Raw genomic sequence first — 13,668 nt, 5'->3', positions numbered from 1 at the left:
CTGTGGCCGGATAGGAGGCCGGGCTCAGCTGGCGGTCGCCGGTGCCCAGTACGCCGTCGCCGCGGCAGAGCGTTTTCGCATGGCGGCGAAGCTGTGCCGAGCGGGGCTGATCAGCGCGGTGAACCACGAACGGCGGTGCTCGGCGAGCGCGGCCGCGACGGCGGGGTGCTTGATGCAGTGCATGCCCCCCGCCCTACCCAGGCGGTGGCGACCCGTCTGGTTGATTTTGGTGCCCAATGATGTTCCTTTGCTTGCCGGTGCTGGCCTGGATCGCCACGGCGAAGATTAGCCGAACGAAAGTGCTCGGCAGAGTATTTTGCTCGAGTAATTGCCTCGGCGTGTCGGAAAGTTGTCGCTCGCGAGCCCGATTCGACTGTAAATGTTGCGAGATGGTCTCGGCGAAGTCACGGATCGGGCAAATGGCGTTTCAGATGGTGGAATGCGCGGTGCGAGTGGGTATTAAGGCCGATTGGGTGCGGCGTGCGTGCCAGGGGGTTCGTTCGGCGCGAGATCGCGGATGCGAGACTGGTCGAATGTTGCGGATCGGCCTCACCGGAGGCATGGGAGCGGGCAAGTCTACGGTGGCGCGGATTCTCGCCGATCTCGGCGCGGTGATCGTCGACTCCGACGTGATCGCCAGGGAGGTCGTCGAACCGGGTACCGAGGGCCTTGCGGCGTTGGTCGAGGCGTTCGGGCCCGATATCCTCGCCGTCGACGGCAGTCTGGACCGGCCCGCCCTGGCGGCGAAGGCGTTCGGGAGCGATGACGCGCGCGCGACGTTGAATTCCATTGTCCATCCGTTGGTCGGTAAACGAACCGCGGAATTAATTGCCGCCGCACCATCGGATGCGATTCTCGTCCAAGATATTCCGCTATTGGTCGAGAACGGTCTTGCGCCGCTGATGAATCTCGTATTGATTGTCGACGTGCCCGCGGAAATTCGGATACGGCGATTGGTGGAATTCCGTGGCGTTTCCGAATCGGATGCGCGGGCGCGTATTTCGGCGCAGGCCACCGATGAACAACGGCGCGCCGTCGCGGATGTGCTGTTGGACAATAGCGGCGCGCCGGGAGAAATCGATCCGGTGGTGCGGCAATTGTGGAAAGAACGGCTGGTGCCCTTCGAGGCCGACCTGCGCACCGCGACACCGGCGCGGCGCAAGGAGGTGCGCCTGGTCCCCGCGAATCCGGAGTGGGCGGCGCAGGCGCAGCGGCTCATCGCCCGGCTGTGGGTGGCCTGCGGTTCGGCGGCCTCGCGGATCGATCACATCGGTTCGACCTCGGTGCCCGGATTGCCCGCCAAGGATGTGATCGATCTGCAGATCACCGTCGCGGATCTGACGGCCGCCGACGGGCTGCGGGATGCGTTGGGCGCGGCGGGGTTTCCGGTTCGGCCGGATGTCACCGGCGACAATCCGAAGCCGACGGTGACGGACCCGGAGGGCGCCGATACGGCATTGTGGGCCAAGCGATTTCACCAGAATGCCGATCCGGGGCGGCTGGCCAATGTGCATATTCGGGTCGCGGGTTCGCCGGGTCAGGAGTTCGCGCTGGTGTTCCGGGACTGGCTGCGCGCAGACGAGGCCGTGCGCGCGGAGTACCTGGAGATCAAACGCGCGGGTGCGGCCAAGGCCGCCGGATTGACGAGGGAGGCGGCGACGCTGGCCTACCTCGATGTCAAGGAGCCATGGTTCGACGCCGCCTACGACCGGGCCCTGGCCTGGCGCGACAGCGTCGAACACTGATCTGCGCGAAGGCTTTTCGGGCGTTCAGAACAGCGCGGCCAGTCGGTCCAGGCTCTGCCCCCAACCCCGCTTCGCATCATCCTCGGGACTCAGCGGTCCGGGGGCGAGGAGGTGGAAGGTCATGGTGGTCTTGGCGTCATCGGTTTCGGCGAAGGTCACCGTGATCACCGATTCGCGCTCGGCGCTGCCGTTGCCGGTCGGGTCGCCCCAGGTGAAAACCAGACGCTCGGGTGCGGTGATCTCCCGGAAGACGCCCGCGCTCAGGAAGTTGGTGCCATCGGCGTCGGCGACCATGACCGATTCGTAGCGGCCGCCGACGATCGGCTCTACCACGATGCTGTCGCGCGGTGTCGAAAAGCCTTCCGGCCCAGCCCATTCGACCAGCTGATCGGGATCGAGCCAGGCCTGGAAGACCAGCTCGCGTGGTGCGTCGAAGGCTCGGACAATGGTGAATTCGCGGTCACTCATGACTGTGTCGTCTCCTCGTGTTCGGGGTGGGGTGCGCGGCTGTCGGCGCCGGTCATCCAATCGGGGGCGCCCTCGGGGAATCTGGTACGGAAGTCCATCAGGCCGACCCAGTTGGGCCGCACCACGATTCGCTCCATCCGCGGCGCAAGTTCGGTCAGGAAGCCGAGGTAGTCGTCGACCGCATCCGCGCCGCCCTTGCGCATCGCCGCCGCGTATTCCGGTGCGAGCCCGTCCATTTCGGATACCTCGGCGCGTCCTCTGATCAGGAGCGTCTCCGGCGGTGCGGAATTGGTATCGATGGTGATGGCGACATCGGCTCTGGCCCGCAGCATTCTCGCTTTCTTGGATGGTGCGAAACCGGCCATGACCACCTCGGTGCCGTTCCACCAGAAATTGATCGGCAGCACTCGTGGCGTGCCGTCGGCCGCCGTAAAAGCAAGCCGCGCCGGAATATTCGCCGCAAGCAGACGCTGGGCCAATTCGGTGTCGAGCAGTCGCATATCGCCCTGGGGCAGCGTTGCGAGATCGGCTGGCTTCGAGGTCATGGGGTGTCCTTTTGCTGTACTCGTCGCAGGTGTTCGTCGAGCCGATCGAATCGGCCGTCCCAGAATTTGCGGTACCGGACCAGCCAATCGGTGGCCTCGCCGAGCGGCGCAGCCTCCAGTCGGCACGGGCGCCATTGCGCGTGCTGGCCGCGGGTGATGAGCCCGGCACGTTCGAGCACTTTCAGATGTTTCGAGATCGCGGGCAGGCTCATGGCGAACGGTTCCGCGAGTTCGGTGACGCTCGCTTCGCCCTCGGCGAGCCGGGCGAGGATGGCCCGCCTGGTCGGGTCCGCGAGTGCGGCGAAGGTGCGGCTGAGGTCGTCCGCCTCGGAGTTGTCCGTCATGGTCCGGTCGTCCGTCATGGTTGTATTTAACCAATCGGCTAATTAACTGATTAGTTAAATGGTGTGCCGACCAGCGCCGATCTGTCAAGGGGGCAGCGAAAATTCCGGCTACCGCCTGGTCGGCGGTGTGCTCACTGCCAGGTCAGGGTGATGTCGAGCGTGGCAAGCCAGCGTTCCAGCGAGTAGCCGTTGGCGGCGATGCCGTCGATGGCCATCGACGCGTGTTCGATGGCGGCCGTGGCTTCGGCGAGGGTGATCATGCCCGCGGTGTGCGCGGCGAGCAATTCGTCCACGTCGAGCAGTTCGGTCTCGCGCTCCGAGCGCACCACGATATCGAGGTAGTGGTCCACCGACTTCCACTTCTTCGGCTCGATCCGGGTGAATTGGCCGAGGTCGACGTAGTAGTCCTGATCGCGGCGGTGTGCCGGGTGATAGTGGAAGACCGTCACCCGAATGGAAAGTTCGGGCAGCAGCCACGATTCGATGTAGTGGAACTGCGGATGGTCCGAGGTGCGCGCCATGTACAGGCCCCACGGCTCGGCGCGGTAGCGCTCGACCGGCCGGACGAAGCCCTTCGGGTCCGTGTTGGTCAGGTCCGCGATATTGAAGTATTCGACCTTGGGCCTGTGCACGTCCACTGATGGTGCCTGTGTCATGCACACAGAATCTACCGCCGTTGTGGCCACGTCGAGTGGTATGGCGGCGCTCTGCTCAGCTGATGGGCTACATCCAGGTCAGGGTGATCTCCTGCGTGGCAAGCCAGGACTCCACCTCATGGCCGTGCGCGGCCACTCCCGCCATCGCCTTGGTTGCCTGCTCGAGGGCATGGTGCGCATGCGCCGTATCGATCAGACCGGCGGCATGCGCGGAAAGCAGCTCGTCCACACCATGCAGTTCGGCCTTGCGGCCGTGCCGCACCGCGATCTCGAGGTACTGGTCCATGGACTTCCAGCGCTTCGGCTCGATCCGGGTGTACTCGCCGATATGCAGGCAGTAGTCCAAGTCGCGGTGATGGCCCGGCTGGTAATGCGCGATCGTCACGCGCAACCAGAGCTCGGGCAGCAGCCAGGTCTCCAGGTACTGGATCCGCGGACCGTTGACGGTACGTGCCACATACAGACCCCATGGCTCGACGTGCACCCGGTCGATCGGCCGCACATACCCCTTGGGGTCGGTCATGGTCAGTTCGGCGATATTGAAGTGTTCTACCTGTGGTCTCAGTTGGGTTGTCATCGGTGATCCCGGTGCGACAGTAGAAGTTGGCTGGTTCGCGGGCGCGAGCCCGCGGAAATCTCGCGCGACATAACCGGCGATTCCGGTCACAGCGGGCGCGGCGGCAAGTAATGGAATCAGAGCGCTCATGCCCGCGCCTCGCTGTCGCTAGGCTCCGGCATGACCTTTTTAGCGGCTGTGTCCATCGGTCGCTCGCTGCGCTCGCTCATGGCCTCATCCTCAGTCCGACAACCAAACTAGGCTACACCCGGAACGAGCGGTGTGCGTCTCGCGAATCTCGTTGCGACAACGGACATTTAGGACAGATAACGTATTGTGCAACGTTGCTGGTACGGGGCGGTGCGCAAGATTGCGGAAAGGCTCGTTGATCGTGATCCGGACGCGGTCACGACCGAGTTCGTTGTGGCTGACCAACTTATCTGTCACCGGCTGAAGTTTCCGAACTGCCAGCTTCGCGACATCCCGCTGCGCGGTGAGAGGGTCGATATCGTCATGGTCGCCGAGCTGCTCGGCCACGCTCGCTCGGGACCGTGCGCGTCTACATTCAGGACAGCGACGGGTCCCACCGCCGACGTCACCGCGATCGGCCGGGTGTCCTGTTCGACCGAAACGGCCGCTGGGGTCGTGAACCGGGGCTCATACTTGTTCGGCCGGGTCTTCACAACCAAGCTGGCGCGGCTCCACGTTATCCGGCCAGCGTTCGCGCCGCTGATTCCTTGTTCGAGGGCACTCAACCGTGGGAGGCGCAGGTGACTGAGATCGACTTGGAAGACAAGAAACTGACCGTGCCGTTGTCGGAGATGGGCGGGGAGGAGCCCGCCGAACCAGACGCATCTCGTGGGACGCTGGCCAGGATCTACAACGATTTCCCCGTCGGCATCTCGATCTTCCGGAAGGTCAACGGAAAGCTTCATAGCCTGCACGAAGTGGCTCCCGGCTCCACCAGCATTGATTTCTGGACCACCGACGAGCTTTTCCTGGCGAGCAACTCCGGATCCACGAAGCGGGCCGAGTTCGACTCACAAGGCCGCATCACGTTCTGGTACAGGGTCAAGGTGTATCTGCCGGCCGGTACGAGCAACTACAGCCGCTTATTTACACGTGACTCATCGGCGACTGACGGGGGCGGGCTCGAGCATGCTGGTGATGGCGCGCGAGACCGGTGAGGTTTGAGGTAGCGGTGTAGGTTGTCGGGCTTGCTGTGTTGGGATTCGGCCATCAACTCCAGCGCGCAGGCTGGTTCCGTCTTCGCTGAAGTGGGCAGGCCCGAGTGCCGGGTTTTTGACTTGCTCGCCCGACAGCCACCGCAAGACCGTTCACCGCGTTCGATGACAAATATCGTGATCATCTGACAGATATGGTGGTCGGTCACAGCTCGTCCGCCGCGGATCAGCCGGGCCCGCGAATCTGTCGGTGCCTGGGCCTAGGCTGGTGACCATGGCATTCGCAACCGAAATCCCGGCGGAAGGCTACGAGGACCGGGGCACCCCGCTGGCGCATTCGGAGTTCCGCCCGGTCGGGCAGATCGAGCGGGCCGATGGGCAATTCCAGGTCGTCAGCGAACACAAACCGGCGGGTGACCAGCCTGCGGCCATCCACGAACTCGAGCGCCGCATCAGGGCGGGCGAGCGCGATGTGGTGCTGCTCGGCGCGACCGGTACCGGTAAGTCGGCGACCACCGCGTGGCTCATCGAGCGGCTACAGCGGCCTACGCTGGTGATGGCGCCCAATAAGACCCTTGCCGCGCAGCTGGCCAATGAGCTGCGAGAGATGCTGCCCAACAATGCTGTCGAGTACTTCGTCTCGTACTACGACTACTACCAGCCAGAGGCGTATATCGCGCAGACCGATACCTATATCGAGAAGGACAGCTCGGTCAACGACGATGTCGAGCGGCTGCGGCATTCGGCCACCTCGAGCCTGCTCTCGCGCCGCGATGTCGTTGTCGTCGCGTCGGTGTCGTGCATCTACGGTCTCGGTACGCCGCAGTCGTATCTGGATCGGTCGGTGCAGCTGGAGGTCGGCACCGAGATCGATCGCGATGCATTCCTGCGGCTGCTCGTCGATGTGCAGTACACCCGCAACGACATGTCCTTCACTCGCGGTTCGTTCCGGGTGCGCGGCGACACCGTCGAAATCATCCCGTCCTATGAGGAACTCGCGGTCCGCATCGAATTCTTCGGCGATGAGATCGAGGCGCTGTACTACCTGCATCCGCTCACCGGCGATGTGGTGCGGCAGGTCGATTCCGTCCGGATCTTCCCGGCGACGCACTATGTGGCGGGTCCGGAGCGGATGGAACGCGCGGTCGGCGATATCGAGACCGAACTCGAGGAACGGCTGGCCGAACTGGACCGCCAGGGCAAGCTGTTGGAAGCGCAGCGACTGCGGATGCGCACCCAGTACGACTTGGAGATGATCCGGCAGGTCGGGTTCTGCTCGGGCATCGAGAACTATTCGCGTCATATCGATGGGCGCCCAGCGGGTTCGGCGCCCGCGACGTTGCTGGACTATTTCCCGGAGGACTTCCTGCTCGTCATCGACGAGTCGCATGTCACCGTCCCGCAGATCGGCGGCATGTACGAGGGCGATATGTCGCGCAAGCGCAATCTGGTCGAGTTCGGGTTCCGACTGCCGTCGGCCATCGACAACCGGCCGCTCACCTGGGAGGAGTTCGCCGAGCGGATCGGGCAGGCGGTCTATCTGTCGGCCACCCCGGGCCCGTACGAACTCGGCCAGGCCGGTGGCGAGGTCGTCGAGCAGGTGATCCGGCCGACGGGTCTGGTCGATCCGCAGGTGGTGGTCAAGCCGACCAAGGGGCAGATCGATGATCTGCTCCACGAGATCCGGCTGCGGACCGAGCGTGACGAGCGGGTGCTCGTCACGACGCTGACCAAGAAGATGTCCGAGGACCTCACCGATTACCTGCTCGGCCTCGGCGTCCGGGTGCGGTATCTGCACTCGGAAATCGATACGCTGCGCCGGGTCGAGCTGCTGCGGCAGTTGCGGCTCGGTGAGTACGACGTGCTCGTCGGCATCAACCTGCTCCGCGAAGGCCTCGACCTGCCCGAAGTGTCGTTGGTCGCGATCCTGGACGCGGATAAGGAGGGCTTCCTGCGCAGCAGCACCAGCCTCATCCAGACCATCGGCCGCGCGGCGCGCAACGTCTCCGGTGAAGTGCACATGTACGCCGACAAGATCACCGACTCGATGCACCACGCCATCGACGAGACCGAACGCCGCCGGGCCAAGCAGGTCGCCTACAACGAATCGATGGGCATCGACCCGCAGCCGCTGCGCAAGAAGATCGCCGACATCCTGGATCAGGTGTATCAGGAGGCCGACGACAGCGAGGTGGCCGTCGGCGGATCGGGTCGCAATGTCAGCCGCGGCCGCCGCGCCCAGGGCGAGCCGGGGCGGGCGGTGAGCGCGGGCGTCTACGAGGGGCGCGACGTCAAGTCGATGCCGCGAGCCGAATTGGCCGATCTGGTCAAGGAACTCACCGCGCAGATGATGAATGCGGCACGGGAGCTGCAGTTCGAGTTGGCCGGGCGGCTGCGGGATGAGATCGCGGATCTGAAGAAGGAACTGCGCGGGATGGATGCTGCGGGGTTGAGTTGAGCGGCGGCGTCCTTCGACGCCGCTCGGCTCGGGCTTGTTCGGTTCGGCGCGGCTCAGCTCTGGGTGGCCAGCCATTCGTTGACGCGGCGGTCGGCCTCTTCACGCGAGACGTTCTCGACCTTGGTCAGCACCGCCCAGCGGTGGCCGAACGGGTCGATCACCACGCCGAAGCGATCGCCGGTCACGAAGGTCTGCGGCTCCTCCGCGCTGCGGGCGCCGTTCTCGATGGCGCGCTTGATGACCGCATCGACATCGGGGCAGTAGTGCACGATCGAGGTGTGCACCCATTCGCCATTGGGTGCCAGGACGTTGTTGTCCGGAATGGGCATGCCCACCTGCAGGGTCGAATCGCCGATCTTCAGTTCGGCGTGCGCGGGCTGACCGTCGGGAAGATCGTTGCGGCTGATCACCTCGGCCTCGAAGACGTTGGCGTAGAACTCGATTGCCTTGTTTCCGTCGGGGACGGCCAGGAAGCAGGTGATGGAGTGGTAGCCATCGGCAATGGGGTTGACGGTGTCGGTGTTCACGGTTTCGCTCATGCCGATAAGCCTTGTCGATCACGACTGGATGGTCTTGTAAGAAAGCGACAGCCGTGACCAGGGCCGACGACGCGCCGGTTCCGGTGCCCGCACCCGACAATGTGAAGGGCATCCTGCATCCGGACGAGCAGGCCAGGCATCGGTCGCTGGCGCGGCTGTCCGCTGGACCCGAGATCGGCCGGTTCGTCGAGTGGTATTGGTCGGTGCGCTGGGATCTGACGGGCCGACCGCCCTATTACGCCGAAGTGCTGCCGTTCCCGTGTGTGAACGTCACCTTCGAGCACACCGAAACCCGAACCGGCGGTTTCGTCAACGGCGTCTGTACGACAAAGTACGTTCGCGAGCTCAGCGGCGCGGGAGAGACCTTCGGCGCACGGTTCCGTGCGGGTGGTTTCGGCGCGTTCACCGGTCTGGATGTCGGTGCGTTCCGGGACACCGCGGTGCCGATCACCGAGGTGCTGCCCGAGGCCGAGAGCCTGACCGGCCGCGTGCTGGCCGAGCCATCGGATACCAAGCGCCGCACCATCATCGAGGATTTTCTGATCGGACGACAGGCCGCGGCCGATCCCAACTACCGGCTGGTGCTGCGCATCGTCGCGGCGATGGAACAGGATCAAGAACTGACCCGAGTCGATCAGGTCACCGACCGGTTCGATATCCCGATCCGCACATTGCAGCGGATGTTCCGGCGGTATATCGGAGCCGGACCGAAATGGGTGTTGCGTCGATACCGGCTCCAAGACGGCGCCGATCTATTGGCGCGCGGGCGCACCCAAGACCTGGCAGCGCTGGCCACCGAGTTGGGCTATTTCGATCAAGCACATTTCTCCCGGGAGTTCACCGCGGAGGTCGGAATGGCTCCGCTGGAATATGCCAAGAATTCGCTTCGCTCCCGCAATGAGGTGACTTCGAAGGTCATTCCCGCCAGAATGTAGTGGCAGGACCGATCACGTTCGACCATTCGAGCGACGGGTCGGGAATCGGCTGCCGCATCAGCGAATGAGGAGTTGGCCATGGATGTCTTGGTATTGATCGGGCGGGTGCTCTTCTCGGTGTTGTTCTTGAGTTCGGCGCTGGGGCATTTCACCCAGACCGAGGCGATGGCGGGCTATGCCAAGAGCCGGGGCCTGCCGCAGCCGAAGATCGCGGTGCTGGGTGCTGGCGTGCTGCTCGCCCTCGGTGGCCTCAGTGTGCTGCTCGGCGTATGGGCCGACCTGGGGGCGTTGCTGCTGGTGATCACGCTGCTGCCGATGGCGTTGCTGATGCACCAGTTCTGGAAGGAGACCGATCCGCAGGCCAAACAGGGCGAGATGATCCAGTTCAACAAGGATCTCGCCCTCGCCGGTGCTTCGCTGATGCTGGTGGCATTCTTCGCACATGTCGACGAACTCGGATTGACCATCACCGGCCCGCTTTTCACCTGTCTGTAGATTCGGCGCGACCAGATTTCGTGCCGATCGCGTCGATATTGTGTGCGCTATTGGCGCGGTCGGCATTTTTCGGGCTGGCCGAGACTCGGCACGGTAACTGTGGATCCGCATGGATGGCGTCGGCCCGGATGGGTCGTTCTTCGCGGTCCCGGGCTCGGGCCGACGTTCCCGCCGGATAGCGGACATGTCCGGTATATGTGATGAATATCCCAGGGGCACAAGAACGTTCGCCGCTGGTTGTGATGGATCACAGTTTGCCGACCCGGAAAATAGATCCGCCCAGGTCGCAAAGGCCCTCTCGGCATTCGTCCGGTGAACCGTGTCGGTAAAGCCGGAACACCTCGGAGTGTGATGTGTTGCGATTTCTGCTATTTCCGGCCGATTTGCCGCTAGGGTCGACCCCAGTCGCCGCGCCGGTGCCACGACTCCAGAGTGGCACCGGAGCAGGCACCCGACACCACAGTTGGAGGAGAGAATGACCGCCTACCGGACCATTGTCGTCGGTACCGATGGCTCGGACTCGTCGTTTGTCGCCGTCGATAAGGCCGCGTCGCTGGCCGGGGCCGCGGGTGCGACCCTGGTCGTGGCCTGCGCCTACTACCCGACCGACGATCGCGACGTCGCCGCGGCCGCCGATGTGCTCAAGGACGAGGCCTACCAGGTGCACGGCTCCGCGCCCACCAACGAAATCCTGCGCACCGCCCGGGACCGGGCGGTCGCGGCGGGGGCCGAGGAGATCGTCGAGCGAGCGATCGTCGGCGAGCCCGTCGAGTCGCTGCTCGCGCTCGTCAAGGAGGTCGAGGCCGATTTGCTGGTCGTCGGTAACCGGGGGCTGAACACCCTGGCCGGGCGTCTGCTGGGTTCGGTGCCTTCGGATGTGGCACGCAAGTCGCGTTCGGATGTGCTGATCGTGCACACCGTCAGGTAACGAGACCGCGATAACAGCCGCGCGTCCCCCGGGCAGTCGGGGAACGCGCGGCTGTCGCTTCCGCGGTCGGGCGCGTCAGTCCAGTGCGCTGAGTACTGGTGGTAGCTCCGCGGTGTGCACCACCCCGAGTCGCTGCGTCGCTCGGGTCAGTGCCACGTAGAGGTCGTTGAGCCCGCGCGGTGATTCGTCGAGGATGCCCTGCGGGTCGACGATGTAGACCGCGTCGAATTCCAGCCCCTTGACGTCGTGCACCGTCAGCACTCGGACGGATTCGCCAGCCAGTTCGGCGAAATCCGCAACCAGCGCGTGCGGCGTGATGACCGCGGTGGTGCCGGGTCCGGTCTCCGCCGCGACCAAACGTGCGACCGCGTCGTGCAATTCGCTCGTTTCGACGGCGTGTGCGCGCGGTTTCACGCCCGTCTCCCGCACCGACCGCGGCACCGCCGCACGCGGATCGATCGTGGCGAGCACGTCGGCGGCGACCGCCATGATCTCCGCGGGGGTCCGATAGTTCACGGTCAACTCGGTGAGCTTCCACCGCTGCGCCACATAGGGTTCCAGCATCGCCTGCCAGGACGACGCACCGGCCGGATCGCCGGTCTGGGCGACATCGCCGACCACCGTGACCCATCGGTTCGGAATGCGGCGCATCACCATCCGCCAGGCCATCTCCGAAAGTTCTTGCGCCTCATCGACGATCACGTGGCCATAGGTCCAATTGCGGTCGCCCGCCGCGCGTTCCGCGGTGGTCTGGCGATTGCGCACATCCTGACGTTCGGCCAGCTGGCTGGCGTCGATCAGGTCGTAGGCCATCAGGATCTCCGGATCGAGTTCGTCCTCGAGATCCTGCGGTGCGGAACCGGTCAGGATGTCGAGCGCGTCCTGGGCCTCGGCCAGCTGGGCCCGCCAGCGGCGGCGGGCGCGTTCACGTTCCTCGGTGTCGTCGATGCCGAGCAGTTCGGCGAGCTCGTCGAGCAGCGGTGCGTCGGGTGCGCTGAATTCACCGTTGTCCGAGCGCTCCAGCTCGGCCCGATCAGCCGGGGCCAGACCGCTCGCGACTCGATCGAGTCGCTTCGGATCGGCCAGCAGATCCGCGAGCACCTCCTGCGGTGACAGAATCGGCCACAGCTTGCCGATGGTCGCCTGAATCTCCGAATCGGCCCGCATTTCGTCCCGGATCTCGGCGAGATCGGTTCGGCTGAGCAGACTTTGGCCCCCGGACAGATCCGCGCCCATGGTCTGGGCCAGCTGTTCGGTGAGTGCATCGATGACCGAGGAGGCGAAGATCGGCCGGGCCAGGTTGTGCGGGCGCCGCGATGAGCGCGCACGGCCGCGCGCTTTGGTGGCGATCTTGCGGTCGAGGGTGACCGGGTAGCCGTCGAAGGCGAGCCGGATCGGTTCGGCGGGCACCTCCTGGCGGTCGCGCACCGCCTGTTTGAGTACCTCCAGCATCGCCAGCGAACCCTTGATCTCCCCGGCGCGCAGCGAATCCTCGCGGGTGGCCTTAACACCCGGATACAGATCACCGATGGTGGACAGCAGCACACCGGTCTCACCGAGCGAGGGCAGCACCTGGCCGATGTAGTCGAGGAAGGTGGCGTTGGGACCGATGATCAGCACGCCGCTCTTGGCCAGCTGCTGGCGGTAGGTGTACAGCAGATAGGCCGCGCGATGCAGCGCGACGGCGGTCTTGCCGGTGCCCGGACCGCCTTGAACCACCAGCACGCTCTTGTGCTCGGAGCGAATGATCGCATCCTGTTCGCTCTGGATGGTCTCGACGATGTCGTTCATATGGCCGGTGCGGGCGGCATTGAGTGCCGAGAGCAGCGCGCTCTCGCTGCCGACCCCGCCCTCGTCCTCGGTCACACCCGCGGTGCGGGCGGCATCGAGGTCCAGATATTCGTCATTGACGGCCGTGACCCGCCGATTGCGGGAACGGATATGCCGACGCCGGGTCACCCCGTCCGGGGTGGCGGTCGTCGCGAGATAGAACGGACGGGCAAGGGGCGCACGCCAGTCCAGCAGCAGCGACTCGTAATCGTCCTTCTCGTCAAGGATGCCGAGGCGGCCGATGTAGCGGTACTCGCCGTCCGAGTCGCCGTCGAGGTCGATGCGGCCGAAACAGAGGCCGTGTTCGGCGGCGTCGTATTTGGCCAGATCCTCGGAGTAGAGCTGGCTGAACGATTCGCGTTCGGTGCGAGCCTGCGGGGTGCCACCGGTTTCCAGCAGGACGGTGCGCAGCCGATTCGTAGCGTATTCGCGCATACCGTCGAGTCGTTCATAGAGCACGGACAGGTATGTCTGCTCCTGGTCGATCTCGCGGTTCCGCTCGGACGCGCCATCGGGTACGGCACGGTCCTGAGTGAGGCGGTCGGGCAAACTGAACTCCTTGTCACCGCGATGAGCCGGTGCGCACGTAGGTTACGCGGCACGCAAACGCTCGGAAAACAGAGTTGTCGAGTCTACTGCTGGTTCGGCGTCCTCGCTGTAACCGCAGGTAGAGGGTCTGTAGGTGTGTTGTCGGGGACCGGGGTGAAGTGTTGGACGACGGGGAACGGATCGTAGAAGTGGTGTAGTAGCTGCTTCCAGCGCTGGTATCCCGCGGACCCGCGGAAGCCATCAACATGATCGGTCAACCGTTCCCATCGCACCAGCAGCAAATATGTGTCGGGCGTCTCGATGCACCGCGACAGCGAGAGCGACCGGAAGCCCGGCATACTCGCGATGATCGGTCTGGCCTCGGCGAACGCCGCCTCGAAGGCCGCCGACTGTTCGGGGCGAACGGGAAGCAGGGCGTGTTCGATGATCATGAGAA

The 13,668-nt window shown here is 64.7% G+C and carries 15 protein-coding genes; 6 read left to right on the top strand and 9 right to left on the bottom strand.

Going from position 1 to position 13,668, the window contains the following annotated elements:
• Nucleotides 1-24: 24 nt before the first annotated feature.
• Entirely contained in the window at nucleotides 25-237 is a 213-nt protein-coding gene (locus ACQP1G_RS31620) for a hypothetical protein (protein WP_433209542.1), read from the bottom strand.
• A 296-nt stretch (nucleotides 238-533) separates the two neighbouring features.
• Here ACQP1G_RS31620 and coaE point away from each other — a divergent pair, with 296 nt between their 5' ends.
• Nucleotides 534-1,745, top strand: a complete 1,212-nt coding sequence (gene coaE / locus ACQP1G_RS31615; RefSeq protein WP_433193274.1) for a dephospho-CoA kinase — start codon at nucleotides 534-536, stop codon at nucleotides 1,743-1,745.
• A gap of 24 nt (nucleotides 1,746-1,769) precedes the next feature.
• Here the strand turns inward: coaE and ACQP1G_RS31610 are convergent, their stop codons facing one another.
• From ACQP1G_RS31610 to ACQP1G_RS31590, 5 genes are all read right to left on the bottom strand, one after another.
• A complete protein-coding gene (locus tag ACQP1G_RS31610) occupies nucleotides 1,770-2,213 on the bottom strand; it encodes an SRPBCC family protein (RefSeq protein WP_433193273.1) in 444 nt (147 codons plus the stop codon).
• Nucleotides 2,210-2,758: a pyridoxamine 5'-phosphate oxidase family protein gene (locus ACQP1G_RS31605; protein WP_433193272.1), complete on the bottom strand. Its 549-nt coding sequence runs from the start codon at nucleotides 2,756-2,758 to the stop codon at nucleotides 2,210-2,212. Before ACQP1G_RS31605 ends, ACQP1G_RS31610 begins: the two co-directional genes overlap by 4 nt.
• Nucleotides 2,755-3,120: an ArsR/SmtB family transcription factor gene (locus ACQP1G_RS31600; RefSeq protein WP_433193271.1), complete on the bottom strand. Its 366-nt coding sequence runs from the start codon at nucleotides 3,118-3,120 to the stop codon at nucleotides 2,755-2,757. Before ACQP1G_RS31600 ends, ACQP1G_RS31605 begins: the two co-directional genes overlap by 4 nt.
• Nucleotides 3,121-3,233: 113 nt before the next feature.
• Complete coding sequence (locus ACQP1G_RS31595) at nucleotides 3,234-3,758, bottom strand: DUF402 domain-containing protein (protein WP_433193270.1); 525 nt, start codon at nucleotides 3,756-3,758, stop codon at nucleotides 3,234-3,236.
• Nucleotides 3,759-3,825: 67 nt separating this feature from the next.
• Nucleotides 3,826-4,464, bottom strand: coding sequence for a DUF402 domain-containing protein (locus ACQP1G_RS31590; protein WP_433193269.1), 639 nt, complete (start codon nucleotides 4,462-4,464; stop codon nucleotides 3,826-3,828).
• Nucleotides 4,465-5,084: 620 nt separating this feature from the next.
• Between ACQP1G_RS31590 and ACQP1G_RS31585 the strand changes: the two genes are divergently transcribed.
• Nucleotides 5,085-5,501, top strand: coding sequence for a hypothetical protein (locus ACQP1G_RS31585; RefSeq protein WP_433193268.1), 417 nt, complete (start codon nucleotides 5,085-5,087; stop codon nucleotides 5,499-5,501).
• A gap of 271 nt (nucleotides 5,502-5,772) precedes the next feature.
• Nucleotides 5,773-7,956 (top strand): excinuclease ABC subunit UvrB, encoded by a 2,184-nt coding sequence (gene uvrB, locus ACQP1G_RS31580; protein WP_433193267.1) that lies wholly within the window; start codon nucleotides 5,773-5,775, stop codon nucleotides 7,954-7,956.
• 53 nt (nucleotides 7,957-8,009) lie between these two features.
• Here the strand turns inward: uvrB and ACQP1G_RS31575 are convergent, their stop codons facing one another.
• Nucleotides 8,010-8,495 carry a VOC family protein gene (locus ACQP1G_RS31575; RefSeq protein WP_433193266.1) on the bottom strand — a complete coding sequence of 162 codons (486 nt, stop codon included), beginning with the start codon at nucleotides 8,493-8,495 and terminating at the stop codon, nucleotides 8,010-8,012.
• A gap of 53 nt (nucleotides 8,496-8,548) precedes the next feature.
• Between ACQP1G_RS31575 and ACQP1G_RS31570 the strand changes: the two genes are divergently transcribed.
• From ACQP1G_RS31570 to ACQP1G_RS31560, 3 genes are all read left to right on the top strand, one after another.
• Nucleotides 8,549-9,430: an AraC family transcriptional regulator gene (locus tag ACQP1G_RS31570; RefSeq protein WP_433193265.1), complete on the top strand. Its 882-nt coding sequence runs from the start codon at nucleotides 8,549-8,551 to the stop codon at nucleotides 9,428-9,430.
• 78 nt (nucleotides 9,431-9,508) lie between these two features.
• Nucleotides 9,509-9,925: a DoxX family protein gene (locus ACQP1G_RS31565; RefSeq protein ID WP_433193264.1), complete on the top strand. Its 417-nt coding sequence runs from the start codon at nucleotides 9,509-9,511 to the stop codon at nucleotides 9,923-9,925.
• Nucleotides 9,926-10,400: 475 nt separating this feature from the next.
• Nucleotides 10,401-10,853: a universal stress protein gene (locus ACQP1G_RS31560; RefSeq protein WP_433193263.1), complete on the top strand. Its 453-nt coding sequence runs from the start codon at nucleotides 10,401-10,403 to the stop codon at nucleotides 10,851-10,853.
• 75 nt (nucleotides 10,854-10,928) lie between these two features.
• On the opposite strand, the gene ACQP1G_RS31555 is transcribed toward ACQP1G_RS31560, so the two are convergent.
• A complete protein-coding gene (locus tag ACQP1G_RS31555; RefSeq protein WP_433193262.1) occupies nucleotides 10,929-13,232 on the bottom strand; it encodes a HelD family protein in 2,304 nt (767 codons plus the stop codon).
• A gap of 83 nt (nucleotides 13,233-13,315) precedes the next feature.
• Nucleotides 13,316-13,663 (bottom strand): antibiotic biosynthesis monooxygenase family protein, encoded by a 348-nt coding sequence (locus ACQP1G_RS31550; RefSeq protein ID WP_433193261.1) that lies wholly within the window; start codon nucleotides 13,661-13,663, stop codon nucleotides 13,316-13,318.
• Between the last annotated feature and the right edge of the window lie 5 nt (nucleotides 13,664-13,668).

This window comes from Nocardia sp. CA-107356 (assembly GCF_050946365.1).
GTDB lineage: Bacteria > Actinomycetota > Actinomycetes > Mycobacteriales > Mycobacteriaceae > Nocardia.
Note: the sequence above shows the minus strand (reverse complement) of the source record. Positions and strands in the feature narration are given on the sequence as shown.